Source organism: Rhodococcus sp. ENV425, assembly GCF_002887785.1.
GTDB classification, from domain to species: domain Bacteria; phylum Actinomycetota; class Actinomycetes; order Mycobacteriales; family Mycobacteriaceae; genus Rhodococcus; species Rhodococcus aetherivorans.
Genome location: NZ_PCZU01000050.1, coordinates 1 through 14,603 on the forward strand (window position 1 = coordinate 1; position 14,603 = coordinate 14,603).

Annotated in this window: 13 protein-coding genes; 9 read left to right on the top strand and 4 right to left on the bottom strand. The window is 68.5% G+C overall.

Features of this window, described 5'->3' with window-relative positions; translation table 11 throughout:
- Positions 1-50: 50 nt before the first annotated feature.
- On the bottom strand, positions 51-209 hold the full coding sequence (locus tag CQZ88_RS29735) for a hypothetical protein (protein ID WP_006943091.1): 159 nt from the start codon (positions 207-209) through the stop codon (positions 51-53).
- A 408-nt stretch (positions 210-617) separates the two neighbouring features.
- Here CQZ88_RS29735 and CQZ88_RS03920 point away from each other — a divergent pair, with 408 nt between their 5' ends.
- Positions 618-1,073 (top strand): DUF6098 family protein, encoded by a 456-nt coding sequence (locus tag CQZ88_RS03920; protein WP_065923158.1) that lies wholly within the window; start codon positions 618-620, stop codon positions 1,071-1,073.
- A 45-nt stretch (positions 1,074-1,118) separates the two neighbouring features.
- Here CQZ88_RS03920 and CQZ88_RS03925 read toward each other — a convergent pair whose 3' ends face one another.
- Positions 1,119-1,997, bottom strand: coding sequence for a M48 family metalloprotease (locus CQZ88_RS03925; RefSeq protein ID WP_102799274.1), 879 nt, complete (start codon positions 1,995-1,997; stop codon positions 1,119-1,121).
- 2 nt (positions 1,998-1,999) lie between these two features.
- Complete coding sequence (locus CQZ88_RS03930; RefSeq protein ID WP_029547104.1) at positions 2,000-2,392, bottom strand: BlaI/MecI/CopY family transcriptional regulator; 393 nt, start codon at positions 2,390-2,392, stop codon at positions 2,000-2,002.
- Positions 2,393-2,474: 82 nt separating this feature from the next.
- Here CQZ88_RS03930 and CQZ88_RS03935 point away from each other — a divergent pair, with 82 nt between their 5' ends.
- From CQZ88_RS03935 to CQZ88_RS29740, 4 genes are all read left to right on the top strand, one after another.
- A complete protein-coding gene (locus CQZ88_RS03935) occupies positions 2,475-2,966 on the top strand; it encodes a DUF2231 domain-containing protein (RefSeq protein WP_006943095.1) in 492 nt (163 codons plus the stop codon).
- A gap of 420 nt (positions 2,967-3,386) precedes the next feature.
- On the top strand, positions 3,387-5,003 hold the full coding sequence (locus tag CQZ88_RS03940; RefSeq protein WP_006943097.1) for an MFS transporter: 1,617 nt from the start codon (positions 3,387-3,389) through the stop codon (positions 5,001-5,003).
- A gap of 112 nt (positions 5,004-5,115) precedes the next feature.
- Positions 5,116-5,805: a ZIP family metal transporter gene (locus CQZ88_RS03945; RefSeq protein WP_006943098.1), complete on the top strand. Its 690-nt coding sequence runs from the start codon at positions 5,116-5,118 to the stop codon at positions 5,803-5,805.
- Positions 5,806-5,865: 60 nt separating this feature from the next.
- Positions 5,866-6,018 (top strand): hypothetical protein, encoded by a 153-nt coding sequence (locus CQZ88_RS29740; protein WP_155951827.1) that lies wholly within the window; start codon positions 5,866-5,868, stop codon positions 6,016-6,018.
- Between the two features lie 24 nt (positions 6,019-6,042).
- Here CQZ88_RS29740 and CQZ88_RS03950 read toward each other — a convergent pair whose 3' ends face one another.
- Positions 6,043-7,221, bottom strand: coding sequence for a carboxymuconolactone decarboxylase family protein (locus CQZ88_RS03950; RefSeq protein WP_029547107.1), 1,179 nt, complete (start codon positions 7,219-7,221; stop codon positions 6,043-6,045).
- Positions 7,222-7,461: 240 nt separating this feature from the next.
- Here CQZ88_RS03950 and CQZ88_RS03955 point away from each other — a divergent pair, with 240 nt between their 5' ends.
- The 4 genes from CQZ88_RS03955 to CQZ88_RS03975 all read left to right on the top strand — a co-directional run bounded on the left by CQZ88_RS03955 (position 7,462) and on the right by CQZ88_RS03975 (position 14,098).
- A complete protein-coding gene (locus CQZ88_RS03955; protein WP_029547108.1) occupies positions 7,462-8,037 on the top strand; it encodes an HhH-GPD-type base excision DNA repair protein in 576 nt (191 codons plus the stop codon).
- Between the two features lie 799 nt (positions 8,038-8,836).
- Positions 8,837-12,121 (top strand): protein kinase, encoded by a 3,285-nt coding sequence (locus CQZ88_RS03965; protein WP_102799276.1) that lies wholly within the window; start codon positions 8,837-8,839, stop codon positions 12,119-12,121.
- A gap of 757 nt (positions 12,122-12,878) precedes the next feature.
- Positions 12,879-13,718: an alpha/beta fold hydrolase gene (locus tag CQZ88_RS03970; RefSeq protein WP_374703806.1), complete on the top strand. Its 840-nt coding sequence runs from the start codon at positions 12,879-12,881 to the stop codon at positions 13,716-13,718.
- A complete protein-coding gene (locus tag CQZ88_RS03975) occupies positions 13,715-14,098 on the top strand; it encodes a Zn-ribbon domain-containing OB-fold protein (RefSeq protein ID WP_006943109.1) in 384 nt (127 codons plus the stop codon). Before CQZ88_RS03970 ends, CQZ88_RS03975 begins: the two co-directional genes overlap by 4 nt.
- Positions 14,099-14,603 lie beyond the last annotated feature (505 nt).

Genomic DNA, 14,603 nt, shown 5'->3' on the forward strand with positions numbered 1-14,603 from the left:
GCTTGTCGCATCGGCCGCCTGAAACCGCCCACATCGAACGCGTGTGACATTCAGCCGGTCGCCGCGTCCTCGACGTAGCGGTCGATCTGCTCGTGCCAGAACTCCCGGACGCTGTCGGCCGAGTTCCCGGCACCGATCGCGTGTGCGACGAGGGCCTGAACGTCCTCGAGAACGCGGGTGTACTCGGATTCGTCACCGTGCAGTGCCATAGGCGAACGATACGCGCGCACATGGTGCGTCCGGCCTGCGTTCTGTGCCCGCCCGCACCCTTCAAGGGTTCCGCCGGTGGCGTGGATCCCACCGCTGCTCGATCACGGAGACCATCCCAACCGGAGATCGGGGACCGAAGGATCGCCGAGGCGCTCGAGTCGGCGTTCGCGTCACCGGATCCCACCCCAGGCGCACTGGTCGGGGGAGCCCCTGTCGACCGCGGACCGGGAGTAGCGCGCCGGGTACCGGGTATCCGGACGGCGTCCGTGAAGGACCGTCGACGGAGGGAGCCACCATCGCTAGGTCGCAGGACTCGGAACGCGCGAAGTGCCGGCACGAATTTCTCGCGCAGATCGCCGGCTCCTCGCCGACGAATCCTGCGGTCGCCTGACGAACCGAGGACCTCGATGGCGCCACGTGAGGAGATGTATCCGGATCCCGACGACATGCAGGTCATCGCGAGCCTCGATCAGCTCGCCGCTCTCGTCGCGGGGGATCCGCTCATCTATCTGCGCTGTTCACCGGGACCGGCCGCGGACGCCGCGGACGGCCCCACGCGGGATGTCGAAGGCAATGTCACCCTGCCTGGTTGGTCTGTCGTGCCGGTCGCGCCGGAGCCGTGGTGGCGTCGGCCCGTCGAGGACTGGGTGGCACGGCGGGTCCACCGGTACGCCACGCGGCATACGCCCGACGGATGCTTCCTCTGGCTGCTCAAGGGGACGATGGTCGGCCGCGGACCCGACCAGGAACCGTTGGTGATCGACATCCAGCCGCACGCGCGGCTCAGTCCCAGGGTGCTACGGGAGGCGGAGCAGCGGTATCACGAGCGGTTCGACGTGCAGGCGGAATCCCCAGGGCGGTGAGTCCACAAGGCGGTGAGGCGGGCGGCCGGCGTCGTCCGCTCGGCTTCACCGCTGCAGGACGAGGTGGGGCGTCTCGTGTTCCGGAAGAAGCACGTCCTGGACGATGTCCGTTGTCCGCAGAGCCGAGAACGACACCAGCGCGATCGCCACGATCAGCGTCGCGGCGACCGTGCGAGCCCACGGAAGCCGAGGCGGATCGACCAGCGCGTGTACGCGTTCGACGACGTCACCGCCCGCCACCGAGAGCGTGGTCGACGAATGAGCCTCGAGGGAGCGGCTTCTCGCGACGGCTGCGGCGGCGACGGCCTGGGCGGCCGCGCGACGGCCACCGGCGGCGGCTTCCTCGTCGGCCCACCGCTCCGCGGCCCGGCGAACGACGTCGGGAACCGGCCGCAGCAGCGGGTGGAGTGCGGCCGACGTCTCGGCGATCTGTATCCACCGGGAATGATGGTGCCGCAGGTGGGCGTGCTCGTGTGCGAGCAATACGGTCAGTTCGTCCTCGGTGAGAGCCGACTTCATGGCGGTCGTCACGACGATCCCGCCCCCTCGCCCGGGGACGGAGTAGGCGTCGGCGACCGGGCTCCGGGCGAGGAGGTAGCTCTCCGTCCGGGGGAGGCTTCGGCAGAATCGAGTTGCTGCGCAAAGGTTCTGCCGGACGTGCCAGAGGTGCCGCAGGCCTCCGGCTGTGGCACACAGAGCGGCGGTGAGGAGGATCGCCGCGACTGCGACGGATGTCGTGCCGGGCCGGTGGTGGATGAGCGTGAGGGCCACGGCAGTCGCCGACGAGAGCAATGTCAGGGCGCACAGAGCGGAGAGAACAGGTAGGAGCCGGACCGTTGTCGCCGGCCGGGCCTGTACCGCGATGCGCTCGGCTCCGATACCGAGCGCTGCTCCCACCGCGAGTGGAGCGAGGACAGCAGGCATTATCACGGCTCTCTCCCTTCGTCCGGCTCGCCGTCCTCGCGCCCGAGCAGCCTCAGCAGCATCCGCTCGTCGTCGGGTGTCAATTCCGCGACGAACCGGGCCAGCACGTCCGCGCGGCGGCCGTACTTGTCGAGAAGCCGATGCATGTCCCGGGCGGCCTGCGCAGCCGGGAGCGTCTCGATCGGTGCCGCGAGCCGATACGCGTAACCACGACCGGACGGCGTCCGGTCCAGAATTCCCTTGCCGTGCATGCGGGCCAGCGTCGTCATCACGGTGGTGTGGGCGAGTGCTCCTGGCAGCAACTCGTTCACCCTTGCCACGGTGAGCGGCTCTTCCGCGCCGGCAAGGACGTCGACGATCTCCTGCTCCAGGGTGCCGCGTAGGCGCCGCGCCATCGGTTTCAGGCTCCTCTCAGGACGGCTTACTACTATCGAGAAAGTAGTAGATGTCCGGTCATCCCTCTCCCCGAGGAGCAGCATGTCCCAGATCAACGGACTCCCGGCGCACATACTGTTCGTGCACGCCATCGTAGTGTTGGTGCCGCTCGTGGCGGTCGGAGTCGTCCTTTCGGCCCTCTGGCCCGCCGCCCGGGTGCGGCTCGTGTGGCCCACTGCGGCGCTGGCCACCGCACTGCTCGTCCTGACCCCGCTGACCGCCGAGGCCGGTGAGTCGCTGGAGCATCAGGTCGACCGCACCGCACTGCTGCACACCCATACCGAGCTCGGTGACACCATGCCGTTCGTCGCCGCTGGGCTGTTCGCCGCGGCGATGCTGGTCGGGGCCCTGCACGTGCTGGATTCGCGTGGGTCGATGCCGGCCGCACGAGTGCGGCTCCTGACCGTGGTCACCGCCCTCGTCGCGGTCCTCGTCGGGGTCGGCGCGACGGTTCAGGTGTATCGGGTGGGCGACTCCGGCGCGCAGGCCACCTGGCAGGACCGGGTGGGCGTCGCCGCCGGGGAGTCGCCGTGACCTGTTCAATGCCACCCGCGTGCGCCCCGCACCGGCCGCGGCCCGCTTACGACACCGAACGCGCCTCGGCGGAGATCGATCCGATGGAACCGCGCGAGCCCATGGGGCGTGTTTCCCCGGAGACCGCCGTCGCATGGCCGGCTCGTGCGCTCTGGATAGGTCGCCTCGCACGTGAGACACTCGTGTCACGGGATTGACGTCGTGCTCCCGGCCATCCCCTCCCGTGCCGGGCCGAGGAGCTGAAGATGGGCGGGCGTACACCCAGGAGGTGGCCGTGATGTCAGAGGCTGCCCGCCGCCGATCGCCCACCCGGGCTGATGCCGCGGGTATCCGCGGGCGAGCGATCGGCCGGTCGACACACTCCCGTGCCGAAACGGACGGCCGGGGGAACGTCACCACTGCCGGGACGATGGGTCTCCGGTGATCGAGAGACCAACGGCCAGCGATCCCTCCGAGAAGGCAGCGGGCCCGCAACGCCTGCTCGCCCTACTGCTGGCGATGGCGATGTTCGTGCTCGTCGTCGACACATCGCTGATGAACGTCTCGATCTCATCGGTGGTTCGCGACCTCGGCACGACGGTCAGCGGCGTGCAGGCTGCGATCGCGCTCGAGGCGTTGGTTTCTGCGGCATTCATCCTGATCGGTGGCAAGGTCGGTGATCTCATCGGACGCAAGCGTGCGTACGTGCTCGGCCTGCTCGGTTACGCAGTCGGTGCGTCGGCGATGGCGTTCGCGCAGAGCCTGACCGTGATCGTCGTCTTCTGGGCCGTACTCGGTGGGATCGGCGCGTCACTCCTGTTGCCCGCCATGCAGTCTCTCATCCACGGCAATTTCGAGGGGGAGGCGCAGAAGAAGGTCTACGCGCTGGTCGGGGCGGCGGCTGCGATTGCCGCTGCCGTCGGACCGCTGCTGGGAGGCTTCATCACCACCTACCTGTCGTGGCGCGTCGGGTTTGTGCTCGAGGTCGTCGTCATCGGGGTCGTGCTGTCCGGTATCAGGCTCGTCCACGATGTGCCGTACACCGGACCTCGGGGCGTTGACCTGATTGGTGCGGTACTTTCCGTTCTGGGCATGGGCGGGATCGTGCTGGGAATCCTGGTGTGGCAGGAGGGCGGCGAAGCCGTTGGTGCGCTCCTGGTGGTCGGTGCGATTGCGCTGGCTGTGCTGGCCTACTGGCTCGTGCGGCGCAAACGTCGAGGCGAGCCGGCGCTGCTGGACCCGGATCTGTTCCGCTCCAAGATCTTCAAGCTGGGGATCTCCGGGCAGATGCTCCAGCAGATTGCGCTCGGCGGCACGATGATCGCGCTGCCGATCTACCTGCAGATGGTGCTCGAGTACAACGCGCTGCAGGCGGGCCTGTCCCTCGCACCGCTGTCGCTCAGCATGTTCGCAGTGGCGTTGCTCGCGGGGAAGAAGGCGAGTGATCGCCGCCCGAGCGGCATCATCCGGTGGGGATTCGTTCTCCTCACGCTCGGGATCGTGGCGCTGATCCCGATCGTGCCGCGGGCGGAGTTCGGCTGGGGCCTCGTGATCCCCCTGGTGATTGCCGGATCGGGATTGGGGTTGTTGGTCTCTCAACTCAACAACTACACACTCGCCCCGATCGAGGAGGAGCGGATCAGCGAAGCCGCCGGCGTCAATTCTGCGGCAGGATCGTTCGGGTTGTCGTTCGGGCTGGCGTTCGCCGGCGCCATCATGCTGGCAACGCTGTCCCTCACCTTCACCGCAATGGCGGAATCGAGCACCGTGCTCCCGCAGGCAGAGCAACAGCAGGTGGCGCAGGTCCTCGAGGACGACGCCGAAGTCATGAGCAACACCCAGCTCGAACAGCTGCTCGCCGGCGAACCCCCGGAGTTTCAAGACGAGATCATCCGTATCAACACCGACGCACGACCGCTCGCCCTACAGGTGGCACTGCTCATTCCCCTCCTCGCCGGTCTCATCGGGGTGTTCAACTCGTTCCGCATGATGCGCATACCGGAACCCACACCGAAGAGCCCCGGCGAAGGGCCTGATGGGGCAGAATACGCGCCGTAGTCGGGTTTCCGGCGAAATGGTACGTAACCGTTGGTGTTCAACGGTTTTCGTGTCGGACGCGCCCACCCGGCGCCGGCCGGGCGGGCGCCACGTTCTGCCGTAGAGTGGCACGGTGCTGACAGCTTTCTGGTACGGCCTGGGTACCGCGGTGCCGCTGTTCGCCGGTGCCCTGATGGGGCTCCGGTACGACCTGCCCCGTCCGCTGCTTGCGGCCCTGATGGCGTTCGGTGCCGGAGCCATGGTCTCCGCGGTGTCCACCGAATTGTTCGCGCCCGCCTTCGCGGACCAGGGCCTGTGGTCCGCAGGCGGCGCGCTGCTGCTCGGTGCCGTGGTGTACGTCGTCGCCGACCGGTTGATCGAGCGCCGGCTCGGCGCCGCTGCATTGGGGTGGGCGCTGATGCTCGGGGCGTTGCTCGACGGGATCCCGGAGAACGCCGCCCTCGGGGTGACGCTCGGCGGTGCCGGTGCCGGCGGGTTGGTACTGCTGGTCGCCATCGCCGTCGGTAACGTGCCCGAGGCGGTCGCCGGTGCCGCGTCGATGCGCTCGAACTTCGACCGGCGGAAGGCCGTGCTCATCTGGGGCATCACGGCGGCGCTGCTGGTGGTCGTGGTGGTCGTCGCGACGGCGTATGCCGACTCGCTGCCCCCCGCGGGGATCTCGCTCATCCAGGCCTTCGCCGGTGGCGCGACGATCGCGGTCCTCGCCGATTCCCTGATGCCGGAGGCATACCGGGAAGGTGGCTGGTGGGTGGGAATATCCACCGCCCTCGGATTCCTCGTCGCGTCCGCTCTGGGCGGGTGACGTCGTCGCCGGCATCCGAACCCGTCCGTTTCACCGCCGGCGAGCAAGGTAGAGGAACGTGTGGCACGACGTCGGCGGTGGCCGTTGCGCGACGGCACGCACCTCGTGGCGGGCGGGCCGCCGGTCGCCGGGCTCACCGGCTGCCGCCGCACGCTGCCCGCCCCGACCCCGATGCTCGACTACCTCGACGCCGAACACGAGAGCATGCGTTGAGCCGCGGCGCGGAAGTGGAAGAACTCACTCGTAGAAGGCGTGCAGCCGGTGCAGGAGCTGCATCACGGAAATCCACACCGTCAGTTCGATAATCTCCGGCGGCGCAAGTTCCTTCGTGGCAGCGGCGACGACCTCCGGGGTGATCTGTGCCGGGCTGCTCGATGCGGCCTCGGCGTAGGCGAGGGCCGTGTCGGTGTGCACGTCGAGCCCGGCGCGGCTCCCGGCGAGCTGTGAAGTGGTTGCGCCGGCAAATTCGGCCAGATTGCGCGCCGATTTCGCGAGCGCCTCGTCCTCGACTGCGTTCGCGTACACGAGACCGGCCAGGTGCTTCGCGCGCAACCCGAGCCGGCTCTGCTTCGGGTCGGTGTTGGCACCGAGGACGGCGGCGAGTGCGCGAATCGCCCGGCCGTGTGACAGGTGCGCCAGGATCGGGAAGTCGTGGCCCGTCCGCTGGCGGAGATGAATCCCGACTGCCGGCCAACTGTGTGGCACACCGGACGTCCAGTGCTTGTCGGCGCGGATCACCGACGGCAAGACCGGCAACAAGGCGAGCAGGTCCACAAACCTGTCCGGTTGCGGCTTGGTCGGCGTTACGGTGGCTGCCGGTATCGGCAGGTGTTTTCCGGCCGTCCAGCCCGTCGGACCGATCACCTCGTCGGCGAGGGCCAGCATGCTCTCTTCGAGCGGAATGCCCACAGTGTCATTGAATTTGTTCAAGAAGCCCATCACCGCGACTGCGAGCACCAACCACTCCGCGTCCGCCGGAGAAAAGGAATCGCGCAGTGCATCCCGCTGCGCCGGGGTCAGCGACCCGGGAACGCGTCCGAGTCCCTCCGCGACGTCGAGCGCGGACCGCTCGGCACTGCTGTAGCCACCCGACGCCGGCCCCCGGCCCACGATCCGCACAAGATCACCCTCGTCGGCCCCACGCCGGAGCGCGAACGCGCAGCAGTGTGATGCACAGTATGCGCACCCCGCTGCGCGGCTGGCCGTGTACATGGCGAGGCCGACCGTCGCCTTGGGGGGTCCGAAACCGAACAGCAGGAAGGGCAGGTTGAGGAAGTTGGGTACGAGCACGTTGTACGTGCGCATCCCGATCGGCCAGATCTCCAAATACGCGGCGGCATTCGGCGCTACGCCGAGAACCTTCCGGACCATTGCAAACTGCGCACCGTATCGGCGTTGCAGGGTCACCATGTCCACGGACGATCCGTGCAGCGCCTGAGCGATTGTCCCGGGCGAGGACGTCACGAGGCGAATCGTACCGCCGACACCGACCGCGGTACCAGGTCCGCGCACGCCGACGAAGGTCGAGGAGTTCGTCGGCCCGGCGTTACGCCGCCGAACACGCCCTCCGCCCCGGGCTGCGGCCTGACTCACATGACCGACCGGAGCGGAGTGCCTCCTCGGCCCATGCCCGCCGCGGATGCCATGATCGTGGCCATGGCACCGACGTTGAACCTCGTGGGCGATGCCGACGCCGATGCGTTGCTCGCCGCCGATCCGCTCGCCCTGCTCATCGGGATGCTCCTCGATCAGCAGGTTCCGATGGAGACCGCGTTCGCGGGACCGAAGAAGCTCGCCGACCGCCTCGGTGGTCTGGACGTGCACCGCATTGCCGACGCCGATCCGGACGAGTTCGCCGCGATCTGCGCCCGGCCGCCGGCCGTGCACCGGTTTCCCGGATCGATGGCCAAGCGGATCCAGGCGCTGTGCGCCGAGGTCACGGACCGCTACGACGGCGACGCGGCGGCCCTGTGGACGAGCGGCGACCCCGACGGCAAGGAGGTGCTGAAGCGCCTGAAGGCCCTGCCCGGCTACGGCGACCAGAAGGCCCGGATCTTCCTGGCTCTGCTGGGCAAGCAGATCGGGGTGCGGCCGGAGGGCTGGCGGGAGGCCGCGGGGGAGTACGGCGAGGACGGGTCGCGGCGGTCCATCGCCGACGTCGTCGACGCGCAGACCCTGCAGGAGGTCCGGGAGTTCAAGAAGGCGTCGAAGGCGGCCGCGAAGAAGAAGTGAGCCGCGCTAGAGCGCGATCGGCGTCTATGGGGAGCGGCACCCACATGGACACCCACCATGTCGCGGCAACAACGAATGTGAGTGGCCGATTGGTAATGGCGGGTTCGGCGCACCGGCGCCGGTTACCGGAAGATCCGATTGTCTCCGTGGATTCCGCTTCGTCATCGCCGTGCCGGCCGTCCCAGCCTGCGGGACGAGTTCGCCGGATGTCTCCGTGCGTGGGCTCAACTACGGATAAGTCTCCACTTCTGCTGTCTCCGAGGAACGTCGGACATTGGAGTATCGCCGGAGCTGCGCCACCGTCCGCGACTACCTACGGCCACGGCGTAAGGTCGGAGCCGCCCCGCTCGGAAGGTCGGCGCCGAAGGTCCGGCGGATCGTGTTTTCGAGGCTGCGCTCCGATGACCTGACCGCCGACGAGCAGAGCGGGCTCGAGCAGGTCCTCGCCGGCTGCCGGCATCTCGAGGTCACCGTCGCCCAGGTCACCGCCGCCGCCGAGATGCTTCATCGACGGCCGCGGCGCGAGTCTGGGGCATGTGGATGGCTGCGGTCTCCAGCGGATGACCTGCCGCAGTTGCACCACTTGGTCCGTGGCCTCGAAACTGATCACCACGGGTGTCGCACCGGGGCTGGGTCTCGTCTTGCAGTTCCGGAGCGGTCGAAGGCATCCGTCGACCGCATACGGCGATATCCTGAGGCCACGCCTCACGAGGTGGGGTCATGGAGGAACGTGCGCTGGTTGTGCCGTCGGGACCGGTGCGCGGGAGTAGCGAGTCGACGGAGTGAGTAGCTCGTACCGATGGGTGACCGGGATCCGCGCGATACGCAGCGGTACCCGCCGGCCCCGGCCGCGGAGTTGGCCGACGCCGGGTTCGACGAGGTCCGGGAGATCGGCCGCGGCGGGTTCGGCGTGGTCTACCGCTGCACCCAGGCGGACCTGGATCGCACGGTGGCGGTGAAGGTACTCACCGTCGACCTCGACGAGGAGAACCGGGCACGGTTCCTCCGGGAGCAGCGGGCGATGGGGCGGCTGACCGGGCACCCGAACATCGTCCCCATCCTGCAGGTCGGCACCACCGCCAGCGGCCGGCCCTACCTGGTGATGCCGTACCACCCGCAGGGTTCCCTCGACGCGCGAATCCACCGGCACGGGCCGCTGCCGCTGGATCAGGCCCTGCGGCTCGGGGTGAAGATGGCCGGGGCGCTCGAGACCGCGCACCGGCTCGGCATCGTGCACCGCGACGTCAAACCGGCGAACATCCTGCTCACCGAGTACGGCGAACCGCAACTGGCCGACTTCGGCATCGCGCACATCGCCGGGGGTTTCGAGACCGCCACCGGTGCCGTCACCGGATCGCCCGCCTACACCGCGCCGGAGGTGCTGGCCGGGGATCCACCGAGTCCGGCCGCCGACGTCTACGGTCTGGGCGCCACCGTGTTCAGTGCGCTGACCGGCCACGCCGCGTTCGAACGCCGCAGCGGGGAGCAGGTGGTCGCGCAGTTCCTGCGGATCACCACGCAACCGGTGCCGGATCTGCGCGAGCACGGGATCCCCGACGACGTGGCCGACACGATCGCCCGGGCGATGGCCCGCCAGCCCGGTCGGCGTCCGGCCACCGCCGCCGCCTTCGGGACCCAATTGCAGCAGCTGCAACGCAACCACGACCTCCCGGTCGACGACATGGCCCTACGCGCCGAACCCGACGCAGAGGCCGAGGTCGACTCGGAGGCCGGGGACCCCGGGCCGGTGCCGAGCGGCCGACGCCGGACCACGGCACCCGCCATACCGGGCACCACCGGCAGTCTGCCCTTGGAGCGGACCAGTTTCGTCGGCCGCCGGCACGAGCTCACCGAGGCGAAGAACCTCCTGACCGGCTCCCGGCTGGTGACGTTGACCGGAATCGGCGGAGTCGGCAAGACCCGCCTGGCGATGCGCGTCGCCGCGGCGGTGCAGCGCGACTACGCCCAAGGGGTGCGCCTGGTCGAACTCGGGGAGCTGCACGACCGCGCGTCGCTGCTCGACGCGGTGGCCGCCGCAGTGGGGCTGCGGGACCAGTCGGCGCGGCCGATGCAGGAGGTGCTGCTCGAATTCCTCGCCCCGCGGCAGGTGCTGGTGGTGCTCGACAACTGCGAGCACCTGATCGACGCGGTCGCCGACCTCGCCGACCTGCTGCTGCGAACGTGTCCTCGGCTGCGGATCCTGGCCACCAGCCGCGAACCCCTGGTCCTCGGCGGAGAGGCGGTGCTCGCCGTCCCCCCGCTGACGGTCCCGGATCCACAGCAGCCGCCCTCGATGCGGACGTTGCCCCGATACGAGGCGGTGAAAATGTTCACCGAACGCGCCGCGGCCGCCGTGCCCGGTTTCGCGCTCACCGAGGACAACGCGGCGACGGTGGCACGGATCTGCCACCGGCTCGACGGGTTGCCCCTGCCGATCGAGCTGGCCGCGGCCCGGCTGCGGGCGCTCTCCCCCGAGCAGATCCTCGAGCGGCTCACCGACCGCTACATCCTGCTCACCCGCGGCAGCCGGGGTGCGCCGACGCGGCAACAGACGCTGCGGTGGTGTATCGACTGGAGTTTCGAGTTGTGCACCGCCGTCGAGCAACGGGTGTGGGGTCGGGTGGCGGTGTTCGCGGGCAGCTTCGACCTCGACGCCGCGGAGCAGGTGTGCGGTGCAGATATGGCCGCGGGCGAGGTGCTCGACACCCTGACCGCCCTGGTGGACAAGTCGATCCTGATCCGGGAGGAGGCCGGGTCGGTGGTGCGGTTCCGGATGCTCGAGACGCTGCGCGACTACGGCGTCGAGAAGCTCGAGCAGTCCGGCGAGGACATTACCGTGCGTCGCCGGCACCGGGACTGGTACGAGGCGTTGGCGTGCGCCGCGGAGGCCGAGTGGATCAGCGCCCGCCAGCTCGACTGGATCGCCCGCCTGAAGCGGGAACAACCGAACATTCGCGAGGCACGGGACTTCTGCGTCAAGGACGATCCCGTCGCCGGACTGCGCATCGCTGCCGCACTGTTCTCGTTCTGGAGCTCTCAGAGCCTCTACAACGAGGGGCGGCGCTGGTACGACCAACTGCTCGCCCGCCAGGACGGCCCACCCATCCTCGAACGGGCCAGGGCGCTCTACTGTGCCAGCGTAATGGCCAACGTCCAGGGCGACTTCCACGCCGGGACCACACTCGTCGAGCACGCGCGCACGCTCGCCGCGCAGACCACCGACCCCCTGGTGCGCGCGTTGGTTTCCTTCGCCGACGGAAGGCTCGGACTCCTCAGCGGTGATTTCGAACATGCCCGTTCTCACCTCGAATCCGCACTTGCACAGTTCAGTGAACGCGGCGATCGGACGCTCGAGGTGACTGCGCTGACGGCACTCGGGACGGCCTATGGGCTGTCCGGCCTGAGAGAGGAGGCACTCGAATGCCATGAGCGGGTCCTCGCGATCACGACAACGCACGGCGAGACGGTGCATCGATCGTATGCGCTGTGGGCCTTGGGAATTATCCTGTGGCAGCAGGGTAATACAAGTCGTTCGGCGCAGTTTCTCGAGGAATCACTGGAGCTGTCCCGGCAGGTGCGTAGTCCCCACATCGTTGCAGCCTCCCTCGAGGCGCTGGCCTGGATCAGCGTCGACCAACGCGATGCACGTCGGGCTGCGGTTCTGATGGGAGCTGCGGACGGGTTGGCGCAGGCGATCGGCAGTTCCCCGATCATTCACTCCCATCTGGTTGCTTACCACGAAGAATGTGCCCGCAAGACCCGGCAGAAGCTCGGGGGCGACGCCTTCAGCGCGGCCTACCGCCAAGGTGAGCAATTCGGCTTCGACGCGGCCATCGCCTACGCCTTGCGCGAGCACCCGCCAGTCGACTCCCCGCCCGGCACCGAGGCGTCGGCGCGACTGACCAAGAGGGAACGCCAAGTCGCCGACCTGATCGGCGAAGGCCTGACGAATCAGGCCATCGCCCGTCGCCTGGTGATCTCCCCTCGCACGGCACAAGGCCATGTGGAGCACATCCTGGCCAAACTCGGATTCACCTCCCGGGCCCAGGTCGCGGCTTGGGTTACCGAGCAGACGCACGACTAAGGAGAGCGCCACTGGCGCTGGTGGGAATCCTCGGCCTTCAGGCCGGGGAGGATGTCAAACGGTCCAGGATCGTTGGGGCGGGACAATTCGTCTTCAGATCGGCGCGGGGTTTCGCCAGCGTGTAGGAGCGATGGCGGCGTGTGGTCCGCATGGCCTCGGTGAACAGGTCCGTCCAGCGCGAAGGAGCGCGGAGCCTCACACTGAAGTCGTTGATCACCACATACAACTTCTTTCCGGGTCGGAGTACTCGCCCAGTCTCGAGGAAGTCGCGGAACTCGCAGGTGCGTTGCGTCGGCGGCCCGGTAGTACCTGACAGTCCCGGACACCCCGCTTCCCAGCTTTTGTAAGGACCGATCGGTATGCACCGGCCTGTGCCGCGGAAGGGATGTGTGAGCGGCAACTTCTGCAGCATTCGACGGTGAACTTTGCACCCCACTGTCGTGAATGACTGCAATCGACACAGAATAGTGCTGTGAAATAATCGCTTTCGGTGTTGGTCATGTCGCGACAATCGTCACTTTGGCGGACACGGAGTCCGATGACTCCGCCCCTAGTGACGATCGGGCGGTGCGAAAAGGTATGTCGGGGTGCGGCCGTCGGCCTTCGTTTCGTACCGACCAGTTTCCTTCCTCTGAAAAAATAGGTATGTCGCTAGGTATTACGGCCGTCGCCTGGCCGCGACAGGCGGGCCATGGTGTGACATGTCTCACCAGCTCGACCGAAGGTCCATCCGATGCCCTACCGACACCGATCTCCGGTGACCCGAGCCCACGGTCACCACACAGCGATCCACTGGTCCACTGTTCGCGTCGACGACCGGGCGGAGGTGTGCGGAGTTCTCGGGCGGGGATCGCCGGTGGTCTTCGTTCCCGGATGGGGATTGACACCCTGGATCTACCGTCACGCCTTGGCCCAGCTGGCCCGGAGCTGTCGGGTCTACGCCCCGGCGATCCCCGGGTTTGCCGGAGTGCCGGACCGTCCACTCGACAAGCGGACCGTGGCGGACTGCGCCGCCTGGCTCGGACGGTTTCTCGGCGCTGCCGGACTCGGTCCGGTGACCTTGGTCGGGCACTCGTTCGGCGGGGCGCTGGCGATCCGGGCCGCCCATGATCTGCCGGATCGGATAGTGCGACTGGTTCTCGTCAATTCCGTCGGGGCAGGAGCGTGGCCGGACGTCAATGGTGCGACGCCCCCGCTCGGTGACGGACCCCTGTGGGAGCGGGGCGCTGCGGCGCTGGGGGACGCGCTGTCGCTGCGGATGCTCGCCTCGACCACACGGACTCGTCCCACCACTACCAGTCGCCACTACGTCGGTGATCCGGGAAGCGTGGGGAGCACGGACCCCACCGCCCGGGGTGGGGACCTGACCGCTGAGCTGCACCGGCTCGCGCAACGACGTCTACCGGTAGCGCTGGTGTGGAGCCGGGGCGACCGCCTGGTCCCGTGGGCGAGCGTCGAATCGCTCCGCGCGGGCCTGGGGGGACCGCCGGTGTTCACCGTCGCGGGCGGACACGGGTGGCCGATCACCGACCCGGAGTGTTTCGGGCACACGATGCGCACCGCCTTGGACCGGCTCCCCACCGAGGTGGCGTCGTGAGCACCGGTCTCGCCCGTCGCGGACGCGAGACCACCCGATTCGGCAAACTCGTCATCTGGAAGTGCCAGGGCTGCGCCGCGGTGCTCGCACCCCTGACCGGGCGCTGTCCCTCGTGCGGCGCCCGCACTCTCGAACCCATCTCCTCGGCCGGCGCGGGAGTGATCGTCTCGTGCCGGGTCGTCGATCGCACCCCCGACCCGGTGTGCGGCGCGCCCTGCCCGTCGATCATCGCCATCGTCGCACTCGACGAGGGCCCCTGGGTCTATTCGTGGATCGACGGCGACGTTCCGGTGCCCACCGAGCGGCCGGTACGGGTGCGGTTCCGGTCCACGCAGCCAGGCGAGCGATTCCCGATCTTCGTACCCCGAGACTCCGAGTGACCTCCGCTCCTGTCTGCACTTGAAAAGCATTGCTGAACAACAGTATTGGGAGGAGACATGAAGGGGGTCAACTCCTCGCCGAAGTTTGTGTCGTTGCCGTCCCTGTTTCGTGACGCAGGGCCCGACCTGGGTCGGACAGCGTCTCGTCATCGACCGCTGGTGGACAGCAATTTCCCTCCGGCACGACACGATGCACGCGTCCGGAAGGGGCGGCCGTCTCGGGCGTGATGCCGACGAGAGGCCGATAGTCGAGTTTGTTTGCGATCTGGGCGTCCCGTCGGCGACGTGTTCTCGGTGACGCCGCCACGCTCGTACCGACGGCGCCGACGTCCCGGCATCGCCTCGATGGCATCCGCGCCGTCCGAAGCGCAGTGCATCGCAGTGAAGAGGCGCGACGAGAGCTCTGCACCACGCGGACGGCTGCCGCCCTTGTCGAGGATGCCGGCAGGCCCCGAGCGGTGCCTGGTGGTCTCGACCGTGACCGGACACGGTATCGGCATCGGCC